Origin of the sequence: Marinimicrobium sp. UBA4209 (genome assembly GCF_002381585.1) — a bacterium.
Taxonomy (GTDB): domain Bacteria; phylum Pseudomonadota; class Gammaproteobacteria; order Pseudomonadales; family Cellvibrionaceae; genus Marinimicrobium; species Marinimicrobium koreense.
The window spans coordinates 1-618 of sequence record NZ_DFTP01000060.1 but is presented as its reverse complement, the minus strand read 5'-3'; the positions used below and the strand labels follow the sequence as shown (position 1 = coordinate 618).

Genomic DNA, 618 nt, shown 5'->3' with positions numbered 1-618 from the left:
TGTATTCAGTAGCCCCCGGTGCCGGCAGTCACAGCAATCGGGTACGGCCTTTCCGGTCACCCCACCACACCGCCTCGGCCATTGCATTGGTGGGCGGCGGCTCCAATCCGCGCCCGGGGGAGATTTCTCTGGCCCACAGCGGCGTACTGTTTCTGGATGAGTTACCGGAATTTCACCGGCATGTATTGGAGGTGTTGCGCGAGCCATTGGAGAGTGGTGAGGTACGCATCTCTCGCGCAAAGGCCCAAGCGGTCTACCCGGCCCGCTTCCAGTTGGTTGCGGCCATGAACCCCTGCCCGTGCGGTTACCACGGTGCGGCCGAAGGCGACTGCACCTGCACGCCGGATCAGATTCGTCGCTACCGGGACAAAATTTCCGGTCCGCTATTGGATCGCATTGATATGCACGTACCGGTTCGGTTACTGAAACGCGGGGAGCTGCAGAGTAAAGGTGAAGGCGAGCGCAGTACCGTTGTGCGCGAACGGGTGATTGCCGCCCGGCAGCGGCAGCTGGACCGGCAGGGCAAAGCCAACCATCAGTTGAGTGTGCCTGAGCTGGAGCGGGTGTGTGCGCTGACGCCGGCCAATAAGAACCTGCTGGAGGATGCGATTGAAAAGC

The 618-nt window shown here is 61.7% G+C and carries 1 protein-coding gene; it reads left to right on the top strand.

What is annotated here, in order from left to right:
- Positions 1 to 618, top strand: a 618-nt coding sequence (locus B3187_RS08625; protein ID WP_286805817.1) for an ATP-binding protein, incomplete at both ends; no start/stop codon positions are given.